The sequence below is a fragment of the Propionispira arboris genome (genome assembly GCF_900109225.1).
Classification (GTDB): domain Bacteria; phylum Bacillota; class Negativicutes; order Selenomonadales; family Selenomonadaceae; genus Propionispira; species Propionispira arboris.
In genome coordinates this window covers 44,197-64,334 of record NZ_FNZK01000020.1, presented here as the reverse complement: position 1 = coordinate 64,334, position 20,138 = coordinate 44,197, and the positions used below count along the sequence as shown (strand labels likewise).

General features: G+C 37.8%; 20 protein-coding genes, 2 tRNA genes and 1 riboswitch. Of the genes, 19 read left to right on the top strand and 3 right to left on the bottom strand.

Going from position 1 to position 20,138, the window contains the following annotated elements:
• Positions 1–280: 280 nt before the first annotated feature.
• Positions 281–1,969, top strand: coding sequence for a methyl-accepting chemotaxis protein (locus BMY14_RS16920; RefSeq protein ID WP_091834425.1), 1,689 nt, complete (start codon positions 281–283; stop codon positions 1,967–1,969).
• A 128-nt stretch (positions 1,970–2,097) separates the two neighbouring features.
• Here the strand turns inward: BMY14_RS16920 and BMY14_RS16915 are convergent, their stop codons facing one another.
• A complete protein-coding gene (locus BMY14_RS16915; protein WP_091834422.1) occupies positions 2,098–2,640 on the bottom strand; it encodes a hypothetical protein in 543 nt (180 codons plus the stop codon).
• A 463-nt stretch (positions 2,641–3,103) separates the two neighbouring features.
• Between BMY14_RS16915 and BMY14_RS16910 the strand changes: the two genes are divergently transcribed.
• Both BMY14_RS16910 and BMY14_RS16905 read left to right on the top strand, forming a co-directional pair.
• The gene (locus BMY14_RS16910) at positions 3,104–4,069 is read left to right on the top strand and encodes a bile acid:sodium symporter family protein (RefSeq protein ID WP_091834419.1); all 966 of its coding nucleotides are present in this window, start codon (positions 3,104–3,106) and stop codon (positions 4,067–4,069) included.
• A 210-nt stretch (positions 4,070–4,279) separates the two neighbouring features.
• Positions 4,280–4,909 carry a carbonic anhydrase gene (locus BMY14_RS16905; protein ID WP_019554060.1) on the top strand — a complete coding sequence of 210 codons (630 nt, stop codon included), beginning with the start codon at positions 4,280–4,282 and terminating at the stop codon, positions 4,907–4,909.
• 32 nt (positions 4,910–4,941) lie between these two features.
• Here the strand turns inward: BMY14_RS16905 and BMY14_RS16900 are convergent, their stop codons facing one another.
• Complete coding sequence (locus BMY14_RS16900; RefSeq protein WP_091834416.1) at positions 4,942–5,511, bottom strand: hypothetical protein; 570 nt, start codon at positions 5,509–5,511, stop codon at positions 4,942–4,944.
• Positions 5,512–5,661: 150 nt separating this feature from the next.
• Complete coding sequence (locus tag BMY14_RS16895; RefSeq protein ID WP_019554062.1) at positions 5,662–6,075, bottom strand: CBS domain-containing protein; 414 nt, start codon at positions 6,073–6,075, stop codon at positions 5,662–5,664.
• Positions 6,076–6,293: 218 nt separating this feature from the next.
• Between BMY14_RS16895 and map the strand changes: the two genes are divergently transcribed.
• From map to BMY14_RS16815, 16 genes are all read left to right on the top strand, one after another.
• Positions 6,294–7,166 (top strand): type I methionyl aminopeptidase, encoded by an 873-nt coding sequence (gene map / locus BMY14_RS16890; RefSeq protein WP_091834413.1) that lies wholly within the window; start codon positions 6,294–6,296, stop codon positions 7,164–7,166.
• Between the two features lie 176 nt (positions 7,167–7,342).
• Positions 7,343–7,912, top strand: a complete 570-nt coding sequence (locus BMY14_RS16885) for a DUF3793 family protein (protein WP_019554064.1) — start codon at positions 7,343–7,345, stop codon at positions 7,910–7,912.
• A 49-nt stretch (positions 7,913–7,961) separates the two neighbouring features.
• Entirely contained in the window at positions 7,962–8,396 is a 435-nt protein-coding gene (locus tag BMY14_RS16880; RefSeq protein WP_019554065.1) for a flavodoxin, read from the top strand.
• Between the two features lie 67 nt (positions 8,397–8,463).
• A tRNA-Arg gene (locus BMY14_RS16875) sits at positions 8,464–8,540 on the top strand.
• A gap of 28 nt (positions 8,541–8,568) precedes the next feature.
• A tRNA-His gene (locus tag BMY14_RS16870) sits at positions 8,569–8,644 on the top strand.
• A 113-nt stretch (positions 8,645–8,757) separates the two neighbouring features.
• Positions 8,758–9,564 (top strand): sirohydrochlorin cobaltochelatase, encoded by an 807-nt coding sequence (locus BMY14_RS16865; RefSeq protein WP_091834410.1) that lies wholly within the window; start codon positions 8,758–8,760, stop codon positions 9,562–9,564.
• 361 nt (positions 9,565–9,925) lie between these two features.
• Positions 9,926–11,890, top strand: a complete 1,965-nt coding sequence (locus BMY14_RS16860; RefSeq protein WP_091834407.1) for a methyl-accepting chemotaxis protein — start codon at positions 9,926–9,928, stop codon at positions 11,888–11,890.
• Positions 11,891–12,005: 115 nt separating this feature from the next.
• A riboswitch (cobalamin riboswitch) is annotated at positions 12,006–12,188 on the top strand.
• 168 nt (positions 12,189–12,356) lie between these two features.
• A complete protein-coding gene (gene cobI / locus BMY14_RS16855) occupies positions 12,357–13,055 on the top strand; it encodes a precorrin-2 C(20)-methyltransferase (RefSeq protein WP_091834404.1) in 699 nt (232 codons plus the stop codon).
• Between the two features lie 24 nt (positions 13,056–13,079).
• Positions 13,080–14,036: an ABC transporter substrate-binding protein gene (locus BMY14_RS16850; RefSeq protein ID WP_091834401.1), complete on the top strand. Its 957-nt coding sequence runs from the start codon at positions 13,080–13,082 to the stop codon at positions 14,034–14,036.
• 46 nt (positions 14,037–14,082) lie between these two features.
• A complete protein-coding gene (locus tag BMY14_RS16845) occupies positions 14,083–15,051 on the top strand; it encodes a FecCD family ABC transporter permease (protein WP_245741464.1) in 969 nt (322 codons plus the stop codon).
• Positions 15,051–15,833: an ABC transporter ATP-binding protein gene (locus BMY14_RS16840; protein WP_091834398.1), complete on the top strand. Its 783-nt coding sequence runs from the start codon at positions 15,051–15,053 to the stop codon at positions 15,831–15,833. Before BMY14_RS16845 ends, BMY14_RS16840 begins: the two co-directional genes overlap by 1 nt.
• 211 nt (positions 15,834–16,044) lie before the next feature.
• Complete coding sequence (locus BMY14_RS16835; protein ID WP_091834395.1) at positions 16,045–16,266, top strand: FeoA family protein; 222 nt, start codon at positions 16,045–16,047, stop codon at positions 16,264–16,266.
• A 31-nt stretch (positions 16,267–16,297) separates the two neighbouring features.
• On the top strand, positions 16,298–18,196 hold the full coding sequence (gene feoB, locus BMY14_RS16830; protein ID WP_091834392.1) for a ferrous iron transport protein B: 1,899 nt from the start codon (positions 16,298–16,300) through the stop codon (positions 18,194–18,196).
• Positions 18,197–18,243: 47 nt separating this feature from the next.
• Positions 18,244–18,441, top strand: a complete 198-nt coding sequence (locus BMY14_RS16825; protein WP_019554074.1) for a hypothetical protein — start codon at positions 18,244–18,246, stop codon at positions 18,439–18,441.
• 147 nt (positions 18,442–18,588) lie between these two features.
• Positions 18,589–19,107: a flavodoxin family protein gene (locus tag BMY14_RS16820; protein WP_091834389.1), complete on the top strand. Its 519-nt coding sequence runs from the start codon at positions 18,589–18,591 to the stop codon at positions 19,105–19,107.
• Between the two features lie 228 nt (positions 19,108–19,335).
• On the top strand, positions 19,336–20,094 hold the full coding sequence (locus tag BMY14_RS16815) for a class I SAM-dependent methyltransferase (protein ID WP_091834386.1): 759 nt from the start codon (positions 19,336–19,338) through the stop codon (positions 20,092–20,094).
• Positions 20,095–20,138 lie beyond the last annotated feature (44 nt).

Here is a 20,138-nt window from a genome sequence, read left to right as displayed (position 1 = left end):
GTAACCTGGCAGCTTTTTTTAATTGTGTTTTCGTGTGTAGAAATTTTCATTATTTTTGGTAGCATAAAGATCAATAAAATCTGTGTGTTATAATTTATCTTTGTATGATATAATGAAGAAACTATATGTTTTTCAGAGAATGCTGGATTACGGATACAGTTTATGGATGTCTGTAAAGAGACAGTTTTGTTAATATAATGGTATATTAACAAAACTGTCTCTTTTTATAAATAGTATGGAATTCAAGGAATTTTTAGTGATTCAGGTATGGAGGGGTATTATGAATTGGAATCTTAATAAAAAAATTATTATGGCTTTTGCTGTTGTCATAGCAATTGTAGCGGTTATGAGTGCATTTACCTATTATGAGGTAGGGCAGCTCAATCAGATGCATATCCAAGCGGCTCGAAGCCATATGGAAAAAATGTCTTTAGCGCAAGGGATCAGTGCTGATATTGCGAATGAAGCGGTTGCGATGCGGCGTTTTAATTTCACGGGTGATACAAATGATATTACGGTATTCAATACATATCGCACGCAGTCTGAGGATAAATTGAAACAGTTAGAAAGTATTTTATCTGTGGAAAAAAATAAAATAATTGTTGAGAGGATACATCAAGGCAAAGCAGAATATGAAAGTATTGCGGAAAAGTCTTTTATTGCTAAAAAAGAAAATAATATAAATGAAGTAAGCCGTTATATGTCAGAGGCGGGACGTCCTTACAAGGCAGCCATGGAAGCTTCCATACAAATGATAAGCAATGTCGATGATTTTGTAAAAGCTGATGAACAGCTTACAAATGAGCAGGTTGTTTCGATTCAGCGGATGCTGCTAATTGTTAATATTTTTGTTGCATTCATCGCATTAGGTATTGGGCAATACATCAGTCGGAAGATTTCTCGTCCGGCACAGGCGGTCAGCAGGGCCGCAGCGGCTATTGCGGACGGAAATTTATCGCAGCCTGATGTTTTAGTGGATACGAATGATGAAATTGGTGAGCTGGGGCGTTCATTTAATCAAATGAAGAAGAACTTGTCTGAAGTAATGCGAACGGTAGCCAATACAGCTGAGCAGGTGGCTGCTTCATCGGAAGAACTGACATCAAGTGCAGAACAGTCAGCGCGTGCTTCTGAACAGGGGGCACAGGCGATAACGGCTGTTGCAGAAAGTGCGACCCATCAACTAAAGTCGATCGACCATACATCAGCGGTTGTGCAGACTCTTTCGGCTGGACTCGAAGAGGCTGCTGCCAGTGTCAATGAAGTAACCGAACAGTCTTCACAAGCTTCGCAAGCGGCAGTCGATGGAGCTCAGGCGGTTACAAAAGCCGTAACGCAAATGAAATATATTGAAGAAACGGTAACTTTTTCTTCAAAGGTAGTCAGTAAACTTGGTGAAAGTTCAAAGGAAATTGGTCAGATTATAGAAACGATTTCAGGGATTGCGGCACAGACAAATCTTTTGGCACTCAATGCGGCTATTGAGGCTGCCAGAGCCGGTGAACAAGGCCGCGGCTTTGCTGTCGTCGCAGAGGAAGTTCGTAAATTGGCAGAACAATCGCAGGGCGCGGCGAAACAGATTACAATATTGATCGATGGTATCCAAACCGATACAGCCGATGCAGTAACTGCTATGGAAAATGGTACGAAAGAAGTTGCCATAGGAGTGGATGTGGTTCAGGTTACAGGGACGGCTTTTGAACATATCAAGAGTATTGTTTTTCGTGTAGCCGATCAGATGAAGGAAATGTCGACGGTTATCGATCATATGGCCGAAGGAAGCCAGCAGATTGTTGTAGCAGTTGGTGAAATTGATCGTAAAAGTAAAGTTGTAGCTGCTGAATCGGAGCATGTAGCTGCTGTTACGGAAGAACAATCTGCTTCCGCGCAAGAGATTGCAGCTTCCAGCAATGCCTTAGCGGAAATGGCCCGGAACATGCAAAAAGCAGTTCACCGATTCCGTTTTTAAACCAAAGGGAAATTATAAGTTCGTATAGAAAAAATAGTACTTTAGCAATAAATAGCAAAAAACACATCAGTTCCCATTTTCAGATGGGACCTGATGTGTTTTTTATTTGTAAAAGTCCTGTAGATGATTTAGTTATTTTCTAATAAGAGATATTTTAATAGGTTTGAGATACTCGTATAATAGGGCTTTGGATAATTAAAACGCCAGCTTAAGGTGTCAAGATTATTTAGTTGGTGTTCAATAAGAAAAATTTCTTTGTTGATTTTATTTAAATCAGAAACGATTATTTTTTCTAAATCAGATGCATTTTCAGTATGGGCGATTTCATTTTGCCAAGAGGGTGAGTGCTGTGGAATGTAGTTTATTTTGATAATATTTTCCTTGATATCAAAAGCAAATCGCAAGGAAAGGTGGAATTGCAGGTTATTATATTTGTTGGCTGTATTTTCTAAAATAATAGTATGTTCTTTATAGCTCATAATGTGTTTTGTCGGGGTTTCTTCAGTTAAAGTAAATGGAAAATTATTGTTTTCAAAAAACGCATCGAATTCAGCGAAGATCGTTTTTTTGAAAGCGGTAATCTGTTCATTGAATTTTTGGTCCCATTTATCTAATAAGAGAATTTTTTCTTCTTTTTTTTGTTCTAAAACAAATAATTGCCGAATATCCATTGGAAAACTCCTCATTTGTACGAATTATTTTTAAATTATACCATATATTCGCACTGTTTTAAATCATCTATAGTAAGTTGTATTAAATATTCTATATGGTAATCGTCAGGAATGAGGCATAGGCTAAATTTCTTTCATGCATTATATATTATTAAAAATAGTATATCAGATACTTATTTGCGCACAGGTTGAAATTTCACAATTTTGTCATATTTTAGTAGTAAAATAAAATAAATTGATTTAGCAGGAGGGCTTGGTTTTGCTTATTGTGTTACTTATCGTATTTTCGCTTTGTTTATTAGATTTTCATTGTTAATTCATGGTTCATTTAAACTTTCATTTTCTTGAGTTTTTATATTCCTGCTTGTTTTTATTGTAACAGTATTATATAATTAATTTTAAAATTTTAATTAAGTGACTTTTGGTAATATACAAAAGTCGTTTTATACGGGAGTGCTGAATTATGATAAATAATATTGCTGGAATAATTACAAGACTTTTTCCTTTATGGGTGATCGTTTTTGCTGTAGCGGCTTTTTTGTTTCCAGAACCATTTAAACCTTTTGCCGGATCAATTTCATATCTGTTGGGGCTAATTATGCTTGGCATGGGACTTACAATGACATTGGGCGATTTTAAATTAGTTCTTACGCGTCCTAAAGATGTTGCGTATGGTGTGCTCTTGCGTTACCTTGTTATGCCGACGGTGGCTTTTTGTGTGGCAAAGGTCTTGGATTTACCACCTTTGCTGGCGGCGGGACTTATTTTGGTGGGTGCCTGTCCAAGTGGTACGGCTTCAAATGTTATGACGTTTATTGCGAAAGGCGATACTGCACTTTCTGTTACGATTTCCAGTGTTAATACTTTGCTGGCTCCGATTGTTACGCCTTTTATTTTTTTATGGCTGGCTGGTACTTTGATTCCAATTCAAGCCGATGCATTATTGATTGATATTTTAAAAATAGTTTTATTCCCGATCGTTTTAGGTTTACTGCTGCGAACTTTTTGTTATTCGTTTGTGAAGCAAATTATGACGTTGATTCCACTGATTTCGGTCGTGGCGATTATTGCAATTATTACGATTGTTGTGGCACTAAGCGCTGCTAAACTGGTGACGATTGCGGCGATTGCTTTCGTGGCGGTTGCATTGCATAATGGATTTGGCCTTAGTCTTGGTTATGGTATTTCCCGGTTGGTTGGGATGCCGCACAAAAAAGCAAAAGCAGTTTCCTTTGAAATTGGTATGGAAAATTCAGGCCTGGCTGTAGCTCTGGCAATTGCGCATTTAGATCCAGTCGCAGCAATTCCAGGGGTGATTTTTAGCGTTTGGCACAATTTCACAGGTTCATTGCTGGCTGGTTACTGGGGAGCAAAAGATGAAATAGAACCTACGATGGCTGAAACTGTGGATCTGGATTCAAAAGTTTAAAAAACATAAAATAAAAGGAAGTATAGGCGTATAGGAAGCTATACTTCTTTTTATTTGTGTATAAATTGAATTTTACGACGAAAATTTTAAATTGTTTTTCCTGGTTATGTTCGAAATTTCTTGATTTTTCTGTAGGAAATATAGAATTTATGGTAGTATATACAATAAAAGCTTGTTTTAATTTTCACATACAAAGGAAGGGGCGTTATTATGCAGAGACTTTTAGATGGAATCATGAAATTTAGACGTGGAGATTTTGAAACACATAGAGAGTTATTTCAAAAATTGAAATCACAACAAAAACCACAAACTTTGTTTATTACATGCTCCGATTCTCGTATTGATCCGAATATGATTACGGGCAGTTTGCCCGGTGAATTGTTTATTATTCGTAATATTGGCAATATTGCACCGCCTTATCGTGAATCAACTGAATACTTGGCAACGACGTCAGCTGTTGAATACGCAGTACTTTATTTAAATGTCAGCGACATAATTGTTTGCGGGCATTCTAATTGTGGTGGTTGCGGCGCTGTTTTGGCTGAGAAAGATCCATTGGATGATACGCTGCCTCATATCAAAAAGTGGCTTGAACTGATGGAGCCGGTGAAAGATCGTGTTATGAAACGGATTCCAGAAACGGATTTAGCAGCGCGGCAATGGATGATGGAGCAGGCCAATGTTGTTGAACAGTTGACTCATTTGATGACATATCCCTATATTTATGAAAGAGTAATGCAAGGAAAATTGAAACTGAGTGGCTGGCATTATATTATCGAAACGGGCGAAATTTTTATTCATGATAAAGAAACAGGTGAATTTTTGCTGGGGAATGCGTAAATTGAAGCAGTAAGATCTACTAGAGGTTTCTTTTATTCTTTTTTTGCATAGATCCCGCCATAGGTGCATTTATGAAAAGCGTCGACTGCATTATGTTTGTTTTCCTGTAACCATAACATAAAATCCGCTGGGCTGTCATTTGGCTGAGACCAGTAGGTCGTTTCAAATTTGGCGGCAATTTGTTGACCTAAACCGACGGTTAAACCGATACGATCATCCGGGCAGCGAATGAAAACGGTTGAAGCAGCAATATCAATTTGATTTTCCAACGCGGTTTTATATGTCATAAATATAAAATCACGGCAGATCGTCTGCATTCGTAATTTCGCATCAGCGGATGTATCATTTAATGTAAATTTACATAATATGATATATTGATTTGGATTTGAAGTAAGTGGTTTTATTATAATGTTACCGTTCGCTTCTGGCGGCAGGGTTGGATACAAGGCATTTCGCATGACCGAGGCTTTCTCATTTGCAGCTTGTGTAGCGGGTGTTATTTCACTAGAAAAAGTGTTTTGGATCAATTTTGCATTTGTAAAAAACAATATAGTACCACATATACAAAACAAGAACGACATAAGATATAAAAAATTTTTCATAGGGTACACCTCAAAATATATAATGAATTAAAGAATCCAGCTTGGACTATAAGTCTATCAGCAAAAGACGATAGGGGGGGATATAGATAAATACCTTTCGCTTTAGTTTTGTTCTAAAGCGAAAGGTATTTGATGTCCTACTGATAAGATTTAGATGACTTTGCGTTTTGAAAAATTCGCGTAATATTCGATAATCTCACGGCGGCGAATCATGCCAATGAAAATATTTTGATCATCCACTACCGGAACAAAATTTTGCGCGATTGCCAGAGATAATAAGTCTTCCATTTCGGCACTGATTTGCACGACTTGATTCGTTATTTGATGCGGGATTTTTTTAATCTTAATTTGTTCCGTATCATGAAATGAGAAGCCGGAGGCATTTTTTAGTTTCCAGAGCAGGTCCCCTTCAGTCAAAGTACCGGCATATTTTCCATCATCATCAATCAGTGGAATCGCTGTATACCGGTGATATTCCATTTTTTCGAGTGCTTGTCGCATACTGGCATTTGAATTTAGCCAAACGACATCTTTTTTGGGAATTAAAAAAAAGGCAATATTCATAGAGTTTCTCCTTTGCTATGTAATGTAACAAAATGAAAGATAAGTACGAACGGATAGCGAAGAAAAACCGTATTCAATTATTTACTTCTAGTATACATTTTTGCAATACAGAACACAATATGGATTGCAAAAAATTTGTTTTTAGAAAAATTTATAATCGTATCACTTGACAAAAGGTCATATAATATTATTAGAAAGAAAAAAGAGAGGTTATAATTATGACAAGAAATGATTTGTGTTGGTGCGGCAGCGGTCGTAAATATAAGAAATGCCATTTGAGTTTTGATGAAAAGATAAAAAATATTCCTTTGGATATATTAAAAGGTCAGGTTCGACCACCTAAAAGTATAATTAAAAATGATATAGACATTGAAGGAATTCGCAAGAGTTCGACGATCAATAATGCGGCTTTGGATTTAGTAGGCGCCAATATAAAAGTTGGAATTGATACAGAAACGCTCAATCAGCTCGCCCATAATTTTATTATTGAACAGGGTGGTATTCCAGCGTGTCTGAATTTTGAAGGATATCCAAAGAGTATTTGTATTTCGATTAATGATGTAGTGTGTCATGGAATTCCATCAAAAAAAACCATTCTCAAAGATGGTGATATTGTTAATGTTGATATCACAACGATACTAGATGGTTATTATGCCGATGCATCAAGGATGTTTATTGTTGGAAAGGCTTCTGTAGAGGCCGAAACCTTAGTGCGAGTAGCCAAAGAATGTATGGAACTTGGTATTGCAGCGATTAAACCTTGGGGATTTTTAGGCGATATTGGTGCAGCCGTTGAAGCGCATGCGCATGCGCATGGCTACTCTGTTGTAACGGAACTGGGCGGACACGGTGTTGGAAAACAATTCCATGAAGAACCGTTTGTTCCCCATACTGGTGAAAAAAACACAGGTATGTTGTTAGTACCTGGGATGGTATTAACGGTTGAACCGATGATTAATATTGGTAAATACAAAGTGATTGTTGATAGAAAAGACAATTGGACGGTTTATACAAAAGACCATTCCTTGTCAGCACAATGGGAAAAAACACTTTTGATTACCGAAGACGGCGTCGAAGCTTTATCAGAATAAGAATTTTTTCTTTAGCGGAAAACTGTTCATCATAATGATGAACAGTTTTTTTTTCGCTAAAATATAAATAATTCAAATTTGATATTGAAAATCATTATCAAATAAACTATAATAGAAAAAGACAAATCAATAAATAGACGAGTTATTGATAAATTTTATTATATGAGGAGCAACTTATGGTTGAAAACAGGAAATTTGAACAATTACTGGCCCTGCATTGTGCACCAACTCTTGCTGGCATTAAAGTTGGCAATTTGATTACCGTACAAAAACGAAAAATGAATGATTTTTTCAGTTTATTACAGGAATATGAAAAATGTTTAAACTGCAAAGGCATTTTTTTTGAGGTTCTTTCAGAAAGTCCACATTATTTTCTTGTTCTTGTTTATCGTAAAACTGCTTTAGCGCAAATTTTAACACAGCCCCCAAATAGAGATTTGCTTTTATCTTTAGGTTATCGACAATCCGATGGTGTCGAAGAATGTCTTATATATCTTAAAATTAGGATGCAGCTGAAAAAAACATTTCCCCATGAAATTGGTTTGTTTTTGGGCTATCCATATGCAGATGTTATTGGGTTTATTGAAAATAAAGGGCAAAAATTTAAACTTTGTGGCTACTGGAAAGTTTATTCGGATATCCATGCAGCTGAAAAACTTTTTGAACGTTATACAAAATGTAGTGATGTTTTTTGCCGACGGTTGAATAATGGAACATCCATTATCGAGTTAGCAAGAGCCGTGTAAAGCAAGTCATTACATAATATTAGAAAAATAAAAATGAGGAGCGATAACAATGAAAAAAATTGTATTGGTTTATTGGAGTGGATCAGGAAATACGGAAATTATGGCGCAGGCGATTCAACGTGGTATAGAAAGTGCGGGTCAATCCGTTGATGTATTTCGTGTGGATTCAGTCGATGCGGGGCAAATCAAAAAATATGATGCTATTTTGTTTGGTTGTCCAGCAATGGGAGCGGAAGTACTCGAGGAATCTGAATTTGAACCTTTTTTTACAGGCATTGAAGGCGATCTTAAAGAAAAACAGATCGGATTGTTTGGTTCTTATGGCTGGGGTGACGGTGAATGGATGCGCGATTGGGAAAAGCGGGTTGTCATGGCGGGAGCACATTTATTTGAAGAAGGTTTGATGGTTAATGAAAAACCAGAGGCGGCACAGGAGCAAATTTGCGAAACGTACGGGGGGCGTTTTGCTAAATCCAATCAATAAAAAACAAAAACAGCTTGACAAGTAAGGGATAAATCAATATAATATTAAAAGTAACGCGAGACAAAGTGACTCTGTAGCTCAGCTGGATAGAGTATTTGACTACGAATCAAAGGGTCGCAGGTTCGACTCCTGCCAGGGTCACCAATTTTCTTCGTTATGGATTTTAAATATGGTGGTTGTGGTGAAGTGGTTAACACGCCGGATTGTGGCTCCGGTATTCGAGGGTTCGATTCCCTCCAGTCACCCCATTTATTCTTGTATTTTGTCCGAAATTTTTTTTTAGCAAATAAAATGAAATTGTAGTAGAATTAGAGACGATTCGTTTCTAATTCTTTTTTTTATATAAGAAAGGTGGTCACAAATGAAAAAAGCAATTATACTGGTAAGCTTTGGCGTCGTGGATGAGCACATTCGCCTAAAATGCCTTGACTCTATTGTTTTAAAAATAAAACAGTTTTTTCCCGATTACACAGTTTGCACAGCATTTACATCCATGTTTATTTTAAAGAAACTTAGAAAGCAAAATATACACATTGATTCCCTGCCGGAAGTTTTAACTAAATTGCAGCAGGAACAATATGAGGAAGTCGTGATACAGCCAACTCATTTGACGCCTGGTGAGGAATATGAAAATAAAATAATCGCCGTGAGTGAAGTCTATAAAACAGTCTTTCCAAAGCTCAAGGTAGGCAGTCCCGTGTTTTCGGTTGAAGATGAAATACCTGACAAAGATGATTACAGGATCGGGCTAAAATGTATTTTACAGCAAATCGTATCGTTGGCGAAAACAGAAGAAGTTGTACTTATGGGACATGGTTCACCGCACCAGCATAATCCTATTTATGAAATTTTGCAGCGAAAAGCAGATGAACTGAACCTTCCGATTACGATTGGAGTTCTTGAACCTACTGATTATCCTGGACTTGAGGATGTAATTGCCAGGTTAAAAAATAAAAATAAAAAAAATATATATTTAATGCCACTGCTTTTAGCTGGAGGCATGCATATTATGCAGGATATGGCAGGTGAATCGCCGGATTCATGGCTGAATAAATTAAAACATGCTGGTTTTAGCGTTCGTATTTATACAAAAGGTTTGGGTGAAAATGAGGCATTTCAAGACATTTACATACAACATATTCAGGCTGCTTTAGAATTGAAGAATTAGTGGAATACCAGTCGATTCTTTCGATGCATAACGAAACAACTTGAAATGTGAAATTTTTTTGAATTAGTGGTATACTTATTAGGGTGTATTGATGAATTTATTGTCCTTGAAAATTCATTATTCCAGCAAAATAGAAATACATCTATATGTACGAAAGCCAAGAAACAAGCGGCTGATTTTTGTGACCTATACTATATTTATTACATGTATTAATCATATTTTGTATTAATGATAAGATATTATATTAAAATAGTCAGAAAACTTTTACTTAGTTTCTTGTCGGATTCTATAGACCTATTAGTATATTGAGCTTGTACATCATAGTATTATATTCTTAAGATTCAACTAGGAGGAGAAAACTTTGCAAGGTAGTTTAAAAACAAGATTGATTGTACTTTTAGCCTTATTTGCTTGTATTCCTGTATTGGCTGGAACGATTATCAACGGGTATGTGAGTATGACAAATTTGCGTGAAAGCACACTGACAGCAAATTTAAATTTAAACCGAGAAATTGCTGCGGGCATTAAGCGTTCAATGGATAATGCAGAAGGCGTAAACGCCGCGGTGGCAGCGATGCCAATGGCACAGAGTATGGATTCTGCGACATTAAAACAGGCATTGGTGGATATTCAAAAGAAAAATTCTCAGTTTGAATTGATTGCCGTTTTGGATGCATCTGGGCAGCAAATTGCCAGAACAAGCGGCAGCAATAGCAATCGTGCGGATCGTGATTATTTTCAGGCAGCGATGCAAGGCAAGTCTTTTGCGACACCTGCATACATCTCAGCTAGTACAAAAGGCCTTTGCGTAACGATGGCGGCGCCAATCCTTAATAATACGGGCAACGTTATTGGTGTTGTGGCATCGGACGTATCGCTTAAATCTTTATGGGATATTACGGATAATACCAAAATAGGTGCGGCTGGCTATATGGATATCGTTGATGATAAAGGTACAGTTATGGCACATCCGGATAAAGATAAAATAGAAAATAAAGAAAATTTTTCTAAATATGATTATGTCAGCAAAGTTATTGCCGGAACAGCGGGATCGGCTGAAGGACAGTCTACGACTGGGATCGACAGTTTGATTACATATGCACCAGTTGAATCCTATCATTGGGGTGTTATTACCTATGAACCAACGCGTGAAGTATACGAAGCAGCATTAAAAAATGCTTTAGTGATGTTGGTGATTTTAATTTTAGCTGTACTGATTAGTATATTTGTTGCTTTTCGGGTGGCGAAAGGAATTGTTGATCCGATTCATTCTTTAATGGAAGCGGCAAAACGAATTTCACAGGGCGATTTATCGCATGCCATCGAAATACAGGGTGCAACTGAAATCAATGAACTTACAGCGCAGTTTAATTTAATGGTTAAGCATCTTAAGACACTGATTCTAAAAACATCGGAAGCTTCTGAAACGGTATCCGCCTCATCAGAAGAATTGTCGGCCTCCATTGATTCGGTGGGACATCTGAGTGATGATGTATTAACGACTGTAAACCGTGTTGTGACAGACACAAAAGAAAAAGTGCTGATATCTGAACAATCGGTTGCTGTCATTCAAGAAATTGTCGGGCACATTGAAGCGTCAGTGCTTTCAGCTGAAGAAGTAGTAAGATCAGCGACCAGCAGCAAAGAGACCGCGAGCCATGGTGCCCGCCAGTCGGAAGATGCGATTGATAAGATTACTCATATTCAAACCGACGTGAATGCAACGGCACAAGTTATTGATTCACTTGGAGAAAAATCAAAAAAAATTGGACAGATTGTCGATACGATTGCCGGTATTGCCGGGCAGACTAATTTGTTGGCACTCAATGCGGCTATTGAAGCAGCCAGAGCTGGTGAACACGGTAGAGGGTTCTCAGTCGTTGCGGAAGAAGTAAGTAAGCTGGCGGCGCAATCAGAACTTGCTGCCAATGAAATTGCGACCATTATTAACGAAGTGAAACAGGAAACATTAACAGCGGTAGTTACCATGGAAAAAAGTCGCTCAGAAGTTGATAAAGGAGTTTTGTCGGTTCGTCAAGCTGGTGATGCATTTAAAGAAATTTATGCATCGGTGGAAAGCTTGAATGAACAAGTTAACCATATTTTACAACTGGCAATAAAACAAAAAACAGGCAGTGTGAAAATGGAAAAAGCTGTACAGGATATATCGACCTTCCTTCATACAAATGTTGATGGGATTGAACAAATTGCTTCAAAGAATGAATCCCAAGGAGCATCCGTACAGGAAATTAAAACGGCAGCTGGAGCATTAGCACAAATGGCTGTAGAACTTAGAGAAGAAATCAATAAATTTTCGATTCATTAATGCTTATGCATAAAATTTGATTATTCCTATATAACATACAAATCTCTTTTTTTATTGACACATTTCTCAAATCGGTGTACTATAAACGAGTAAATGATTCAATGTTTACAGACAATTATATTGTATTGGAACAGGTGCCCGTGAGGGCTTAATAGGGAAGTTTGGTTTAATGCCAACGCGGTCCCGCCACTGTAATGGGGAATAGCTTCATAAAATGTCACTGAAACAAATTGTTTTGGGAAGGCTTGAAGTCGTGATGATCCAAAGTCAGGAGAACTGCCTGTTTAGCGATCACCGTTGTACCCGCGAGAGATGGGGAGGGGATTTTGTTCATTGATTATATTAGGTGAGCCTTTTTCTTCGCGAAAAAGGCTCGTTTTTTTGCATGAATTTATAAATCATGCAGTTGATTTTGTATAATAAAACGAAGTATATTTACATATGCTTTATATTTTAGGAGGACGTTATGTCGGGCATTTTTTATGGTATAGGTGTTGGTCCGGGAGATCCGGAACTATTAACAGTCAAGGCAATCAATATTATGAAGGAAGTCGATATTATTATTGCCCCGAAAACGGAGAAGAAAGATGGCAGCGTTGCTTTATCGATTGCGCGTCCTTATCTAAAAAAAGATATTGAAATCGTTTATCAGGTTTTTCCGATGGTAGTGAAGTTTGAAGAGTCAACAGCAGCTTGGGAGACCAATAAAAACGAAATTCTCGCGCTTTTAAAAGCTGGCAAAAAAATTGCATTTTTAACATTGGGTGATCCGATGTTTTATAGTACGTATATTTATGTATATCGTTTGCTTGAACATGAAGGATTCCCTATTGAGACGATACCGGGTATTCCAGCTTTTTGTGCAATCGGCAGTAAACTTGGGTATCCATTAGTTGAGGGAAATGATATATTAAGTGTAATTCCCGCTACAGCTGATCCAGAAAAAATTAAACAAGTTATGGCTGTAACCGATAATGTAGTTTTGATGAAAGTATATAAGAATTTTTCTTCGATTGTCGACACTTTAGTTGAAAATGAAATGATTGATAATGCTGTTATGCTTAGTCGCTGCGGTTTGCCGGATGAAGTCAGAATCAGTGATCTTGTAGCCGAAAAAGATAAAAAAGTTAATTATCTTTCAACGATTTTGGCAAGACGCAAATAGAAAAATTTATGGTGAGGTAAAAGCATGTCAAAATATAAATGGTTAATGGTTTTATTGAGCTTGTGTGTTTGTTTACTGGCAGCGGCTTGTACGTCAACTAAGACATCGCCAGAAGCTTCAGCACAATATCTGACGATCCAAGATGATGTAAACCGGACTGTGGTTCTTACTAAGAAACCAGAACGTATTGTAGCATTATCAACTTCTTTTCTTGAACCATTGGGGGCTGTTAAGGCTAATATTGTTGGTCGGGTGAGCTCCAAAACCGGGGTTCCAGAATTTGCTGAACCGATTGAAGAAGTTGGTGCATTTTATCAAGTTAATATCGAAAAAGTGATTGCGTTACAGCCAGATCTGGTAATTGCCTTTAAAGGCGTTAATGATAAGTTTGTGCCGATTTTAGAGAGCAATCATATTCCTGTGATTGTATTGCAAATGAAAACATATGAAGATGTTAAAGCGAAAATTAAACTTTTTGCTTCGATTACAGGAGAAGTACAAAAAGGTGACGATTTAATAAAATCAATGGATGATTCGGTGGAAGCTATTAAGGCGAAAATGCCATCTGAACATAAAAAAGTGGCTATTTTACATAGTACAGCGCAAAATGTAACCGTGGAACTGGACGGTAGTATTGCGGGCAGTATTGCAAAATCATTAGGGTTTATGAATGTAGCAGCAACGGGGCAGCCGTTAGAAAAAGACCCGGATGCTACGCCTTATAGTTTGGAAACATTAGTTGAGCAAGATCCAGATATTATTTTTGTTACCAGTATGGGTAAAATGGATGAAATCAAAAAAAGCATGTCTGCTAATGTTGAAAACAATCCGGCATGGAGTTCATTACGAGCGGTAAAAAATAAACAACTTTACTTTTTACCACAAAATTTGTTCTTGTTAAACCCAGGTGTTGATTATCCAAACGCTGTTGAGACTATGGCAAAATTGGTTTACCCAGAGGTATTTAAAGATGCAAAATAAGAAAAGTGGCAAAGAAAAAAATAGAAAATTTGGCATGAGCATAAATATGTGGCGAATACTCGTTTTAGTGGTATTTGCCCTTTTTGCTGTCGGTGCCGTGGTACTTAGCCTCATGCTGGGCTCCGTTGCTATTTCCTGGCAGGAAATTCTACAAGCCTTATTTGGACAAAGTGTGGGGATACATGATCAGATTATCTGGAATATTCGCCTGCCGAGAACGATTGTAGCATCTTTGGTCGGGATGAATTTATCATTATCGGGGGCCATATTACAAGCTGTAATGAAAAATCCTTTAGCAGATCCGCATATTATTGGAATCTCATCTGGTGCAGGGCTTACGGGTGTTCTTATCATGATACTATATCCGCATATGGAATATCTCATTACACCAGCCGCTTTTGTTGGTGCGATGGGAGCGGCAGTCTGCATCTATATTTTAGCTTGGAAAGGCGGGATTCGTCCCATACGAGTCATTTTGGCTGGTGTGGCTGTGTCAGCCTTTTTAGGTTCGGGTATTTCTGCCTTGATGATTTTTTATAGTGATCGCGTAAGTGGTGCTTTAATGTGGCTTGTCGGCGGACTTTCCGCCCGCAGCTGGCCGCATGTCGAAATCATTTTGCCCTACGCGATTGCCGGTATGATTTTTGCCTTTTTAGGTTCACGGCAGCTTAATGTTTTACAATTAGGCGATGAACTTGCAAAAGGTTTAGGGCTGCATGTGGAACTGACCCGTATTGTGATGACGGCAGTTGCGGCACTTTTGGCAGCAAGCGCTGTAGCGGTGGTTGGTCTTTTAGGTTTTGTAGGACTCATTGTACCGCACGCCGCGCGCCTCATTATTGGCACAGATTATCGATTTTTATTGCCAGCGGCAGCTCTACTTGGAATGAGCGTTGTGACAATCAGTGATACGTTTGCCCGTATTGCTTTTGCCCCGATTGAGTTACCGGTTGGCATTATAATGGCTTTTATTGGTGCTCCATTTTTTCTGTTTTTACTGCGGAGGGAACTCTAATGGGGATTATGCAAACGCGAGATTTAACAATTAAAATCCAAAATAAAGATATTTTAACAAAGATCAATCTCTCTTTTTTGACAGGTAAGACAACTGCTATTATCGGGCCGAACGGCTCTGGTAAATCGACCCTTTTAAAGGCATTGTCCGGACTTAATAACAATATTACCGGACAGGTTTTATTTGAAAATAAGGATATTAAAGATTTTAGCAAAAAAAATTTGGCGCGCAATCTGGCGATTTTACCGCAGGATCCGTCAGTACCAGCTGATTTGACGGTAGGAGAGCTGGTTCAATATGGTCGCTTCCCTTATCAACGGTGGTTTTCTAGAAATGACAAGGAAGATCAGCAATGTGTCAAATGGGCTATGCAGCAGACTCAAATAGAGGAATTTAAAAATCGGTTCGTAACAACCTTATCGGGTGGAGAACGGCAGCGAACCTGGATTGCTATGGCTTTAGCACAAAAACCAAAAGTTTTGCTTTTAGATGAACCAACGACATATCTGGATATCGCCCATCAACTTGAAGTGATGCAGATTATCGATCGTTTGACGCAAAAATATAATATTACCATTATCATGGTTCTGCATGATATGAATCAGGCACTGCAGTATGCGAATGATCTTGTAGTTATCAAAAACCAAAGTGTTTTTGCGCAAGGTTCTCCGCAAAAAATAGTAAGCGCGAACCTGTTGGAAAAGGTTTTTGGTGTTACAGCTGATTTTTTTATCAATCGTGACGGAAACAAGGTTTTAGTGCCGATTTCTTTAGTGAAATAAAGTGAAAATTAATGGCTTCTTTTGAAAAAAATTCTAAAAAGCAAAGATTTAGTGGAGTACTTTAAAAGCAGTATTTTACTAAATCTTTGCTTTTTTTGCAAATGATTGAAAATCTTTATCAATTGACTTGACAAAAAAGCCGATTCGTTTTAATATTAATTACATGATAAAGGCTATCATAATCATTATCACTTAAATGGAGGCTAGAAAAATGACATTAAAAGATGCCACACCGGGTATGACGGTGAAAATAGAGAGTTTAGAACACTCATCCTTAAAACAGAGACTGATGAGTATGGGCTTAATAAAAGGAACTACGGTTAAAATATTACCGTCGGCTCCCTTGGGTGATCCGATGGCTATATCGATTCGGTCTTATAATTTATCGCTGCGGCTTGCCGATGCAGAAAAAATTCAAGTAAGTGCTTTGTAATAAAAAATCAAAACATGAGGAGTGGGTGCGAATGGCAACACTATCCGTTGCGTTAACAGGTAATCCTAACACGGGTAAATCAACAATTTTTAATGAATTAACAGGTGCAAGACAGAAAATAGGAAATTGGCCGGGGGTTACGGTTGATAAAAAAGTCGGGTATGTAAGACACAATGATCGGGCTATTTCGGTTATTGATTTACCGGGAACGTATAGTATTAATGCAAGATCACCGGAAGAAAAGATCGTCATAGATTATTTATTAGAAGAAAAACCGGATGTTGTAGTTGATGTTGTGGATGCATCGAACTTATCTCGTAATTTATTTTTAACCATTCAATTTCTTGAATATGGTATTCCCGTTATTATTGATTTAAATATGATGGATGAAGCGAAAAAGCGCGGCTTTAAAATTAATACCAAAATTCTTGAGCAGCAGTTTGGTATGCCGGTTGTGGAAACAGTAGGCAGAAGCAGCAAAAGCATTAAAAATTTATTAGGCGTATTTACGGATACGGTAATGAGTAACTATCATAATAGCTCGATAATTGAAGATCATATTGCTAAAGTGCAAGAACTTACGGCAAATAACAAAAACAAAGAACAAGTCGAAGAAGAAATTATTGCTCTTCGTTATGCGTTGATTGATCAAATTATGGCACAAGCTGTTACAACTACGGATGTGGGAGCCAGCACTTCAGAAAAAATCGATCGTGTTTTCGCCAATGGTTTTCTAGCGTTACCGCTCTTATTACTTTTGATTTATGCAGTATTTGAAATTACATTTACTTGGATTGGCCAACCTTTGGCTGACGGTCTTGATGGATTGATTGGTGATGATATTTCACCATGGATTGAAGATTCTTTAGTGTCGTTAGGTGTTGCAGATTGGCTTAAATCTTTGGTTGTTGATGGTGTTGTTGCCGGGGTGGGCAGTGTCCTCACATTTGTGCCACTTATCTTTACCCTATTTTTTTGTTTAAGCTTTTTAGATGGGACTGGTTATATGGCGCGGGTTGCTTTTATTATGGATCCAATCATGCGTCGTGCAGGTTTGACCGGTAAAGGTGTTATGCCGCTGATTATGGGGTTTGGCTGTGGTGTTCCGGCGATTATGGGTGCCAGAGCACTGGATTCAGAAAAAGATCGTATGATTTCTATACTGATTACACCATTTTTGACTTGCGGAGCAAAATTACCGATTATGGCTCTGTTTGCCGCCATGTTTTTTCCTGACAATGCAACAAATGTTGTTTTTTGTATGTATCTTGTGGGTGTAGTTATGGCGATTATTATGGCTAAAGTTTTAAATATTACAACTTTTAAAGATGAAGAAAGCACCTTTTTATTGGAACTTCCGCCATACAGAATGCCGGATATGAAGACTGTTTTACTCGAAACATGGGATAAAGGAAAAGGGTACTTGATTAAAGCGGGTACAATTATATTTGCCATGTCTGTTTTAATTTGGTTTTTGAGTAATTATAATTTTGATGGACCAACAGAGGAAATGAGTGAAAGCTTTTTAGCCTCGATTGGTGCGGCGATGTCGACAATCTTTGCTTTTCATGGTTTCGCTGCCTGGGAATCAGGAGCTGCCATTGTGACAGGAATTTTAGCAAAAGAAGCTGTTATTTCTACGATGGGGATACTCTATGGTGTAGCTGATATATCGTCGGATGCTCAAGATGCAGTGGATACAGCCTCACAGCTCATGGGGTCGATGGGGGGATCCTTTACGGCATTGTCCGCATTATCTTTCATGGTATTTTCCCAGTTATATACACCTTGTGTGACAGCTTTGGGAACAATCAAGAAAGAAACGGGTAAGTGGAAGTGGGTTGCCTTTGCTGCGATCTATACGTTTGCTGCTGCTTGGGTTGTTTCCTTGCTTGTATATCAAATTGGCAGTCTGTTAGGGTTTGCTTAATTGTCACTATCAAGAAGTTTGGTTTCGAATGGAAAGGGGTTGGTTTTATGTCAACAGGTACACTGGCTACATTTGTGATTGGCTTAATAGTCGCTGGATGTTTTGGGTTTGGTTTATGGAAAATGTATAGAAGCTTTTTCAAAGGAGAAAGTGAGTGCTGTGGCTCTAGTGGTGATGGATGTTCATCATGCTGTCAATGTTCTTCTAAAACTCAATCGACCGATGCAAAACTGATTGTAAAATAAAAATATGGGTTGAATGCAAAAAGCAGCAAATTATAATATTTGCTGCTTTTTGTGCTTTTTATCACAGCATTGTCTTGCCTTTTGGTTTATACTTGCAAGCGATGTGTATCGTCGTTTATATTTGAGTGAAGGTGAGGACGAATTTTTATGACAAAATGGTTATTGGTATATTCTTCGGTGACAGGGAATACGAAACAAGTTGGTGAGGCTATGTTTGAAATTTTACCAGATGGGTCAAAATTGCAGCCACTTAATGGAGAGGTAGTTGATTTTGCTGCATATGATGTAATTATAGTTGGCTATTGGCTTACGCGTGGTGGTCCTGATCCAAAAACTATGGAGTTTTTGCCGAAACTGAAGGGTAAAAAAGTTGTTTTATTTGCGACGCATGGTGCTTTGCCTGGCAGTGAACACGCTGTGACAAGTTTGGCCAGAGCGGCTTATTTATTGGGTGAAGGTTGTAGTATTTTAGGTACATTTACCTGCCAGGGAAGGATAAATCCAGCTCTTTTAGCTAGGCGCGTTGAAACGGCGGCAAATGATCCGCATGCACCGAGTGAAGAAAATAAAAAACGTTGGGCAGAAGCGGAAAAGCACCCCAATGAAGCAGATTTTGCGATGGCACGAGATTTTATAAAAAAAATGCAGCGTAAATTGGATCGATAGTAATAGAAAAACAGTGCGACTAACATCTACTTATTAAAATGGTGTTGGCTGGGCTGTTTTTTTGTTATTTGTCAAAGCTTTGTAGTATAAAAAGAAAACTTCTTTAAATAACCCCTAGGGTGGGTTGTGGAGTAGAAGAACTGTCTATACTATATATATATAGTAGTATTTTTAATACTTTTATAAGTCGTATGAAAAATTTAAGATTACGGGATTGAGAGGTACTTTATGCAAGAACTTTTAGAAGAAATAGAAAATTATTGGGATCAACGAGCTTCCGGGTATTGCGAAACAAATTTAGAAGAACTAGAAACTTTTAAAAAAGAAGCTTGGCTTGAATTGATACAGCAACAAGGTTCAGCTGTACAAGATCGAAAATTGAAAGTATTGGATATCGGTACTGGTCCTGGTTTTTTTGCAATTATTATGGCAGGCGCTGGACATGATGTCACTGCGGTGGATTATACGGAAGCAATGTTAAAAAAAGCGCAAGCCAATGCAAAGCGATATCATTGTAATATTCATTTTGAAAAAATGGAAGCACATAAATTATTGTTTGCTGATAATTGCTTTGATTTAATTGTTTCCAGAAATCTGACATGGAATCTTGAAGAGCCAGAGCAGGCTTATCAAGAATGGTACAGAGTGTTAGGTAAGAACGGGCGTTTATTAAATTTTGATGCAAATTGGTATTTGCACGTACATAATAGTGAAAAGAGAAAAGAATATGAGAATGATCGTGTTATGACTCGTAATAAAAATCTGCCAGATCATTATACGAACACCGATACCAGACGCATGGAGAATATTGCAAAAAAATTACCGCTCAGTAAGAAATTACGACCAGAGTGGGATGTACAAGAACTTAAAAAAATTGGCTTTAAAAAGATCATCATAGACAAGGGTATTGGTGAGAGAGTTTGGAATACGATCGAAAAAATAAATTATGCATCAACACCTATGTTTATGATTGCTGCCGAAAAATGATGCAAGGCCATTTTAGCAGGCAGCAGTAGTATTTTTTAGGAGGA